The sequence below is a fragment of the Streptomyces odonnellii genome (assembly GCF_000981895.1).
GTDB lineage: Bacteria > Actinomycetota > Actinomycetes > Streptomycetales > Streptomycetaceae > Streptomyces > Streptomyces odonnellii.
In genome coordinates this window covers 1-1,089 of the sequence record NZ_LATD01000586.1, presented here as the reverse complement: position 1 = coordinate 1,089, position 1,089 = coordinate 1, and the positions used below count along the sequence as shown (strand labels likewise).

1 protein-coding gene is annotated in these 1,089 nt (G+C 72.5%); it reads right to left on the bottom strand.

Annotation, left to right across the window (positions count from 1 at the left end; translation table 11 throughout):
• On the bottom strand, window positions 1-893 hold an 893-nt coding region (locus WH07_RS35365; protein ID WP_046509281.1), incomplete at its 3' end, for a tetratricopeptide repeat protein.
• Between the last annotated feature and the right edge of the window lie 196 nt (window positions 894-1,089).

The following is a 1,089-nucleotide window of genomic DNA, read 5'->3' as shown; positions in this document are numbered from 1 at the left end:
GTGGCGTATTGGGGGAGCAGGTCGGGGTTGGCCGGGGAGGACTGTTCCGAGGCCGCGAAGGCTTCGTACGACGGGACCGTGGCGGTGACGATGCCGAGGTTGGGGGTGCCCGTGGCGGCCAAGTCGCGGAGGGAAGCCTCCAGTTGGGACAGGTGGGCCTCGTGCGAGGGGTATTCGGCGGTCAGGGCCGGGTAGGCGGCGAGCAGTTCGGCCAGTTCGGGCTCCGGCCAGTGCAGGACCGCGACGGGGAACGGGCGGGACAACGCCGTGCGGTACGAGCCCAGTTCGGCGCGGAGGCGGGTGATCTCGGCCTGGAGTTCGGCCGGGTTGTCTGAGCCGAGTGACCAGAGGCGTTTGGGGTCGTGCAGTTCGTCCAGGGGGACCTGCGAGGGGTGGACGCGGTCGGCCAGGGCGTCCCAGTCGTCGTGGTCCAGGCCCAGCAGGCGGCGCACGCGGTGGCGGCCGACCAGCAGGCTGTGCGTCGGGTACGGGACCTCTTCGCCCGGGGTGAGCAGCAGGTTCAGGGCCGTGGTGAAGGCGTCGTGGGCGGCCGACAGTTCGTCGTGCGACTCCAGCGTCTCGGCCACGATCTCCCAGGGCGTCGGTTCCGTCGGGGCGGCGGTGCGCAGGCCGTCGATGATCGCGCGGGCCTCGGCCTCGTGGCCGTACTCCCAGAGGTTGGCCGCTTTGAGGGCCTTCACCAGGTGGGGGTGGTCGGGGGAGCCCGCGAGGAGGCTGTCGTACAGGCCGGTGGCGCGGTCGCGGTCGCCGGCCAGTTCGAGATGGGCCGCGGCCTGGAGGAGCAGGGGCTCGCGATCCTCGGGGTACTGGGCCGCCGTACGCAGCAGGCGCTCGGCTTCCGTGGGGTGGTCGGCAGGCATGTCGGGGCGCATGGTCCACACCGTACTGCTGTAGGGGCCACGCCCGGCGGCCGAGGCCACGCCCGGTTCGGTGCGGTACGACGCGCCCCCGGTCGCCTTCTCCGTCGCCTTCTCCGGTTGCCCTCTCTGGTGGTCTCCTCGGTTGTCTCCTGCGGTTGCCCTGCCCGTGCCCCGTCCCCGTAAGCCCGCCCCCGCCGCCCTATAGGCC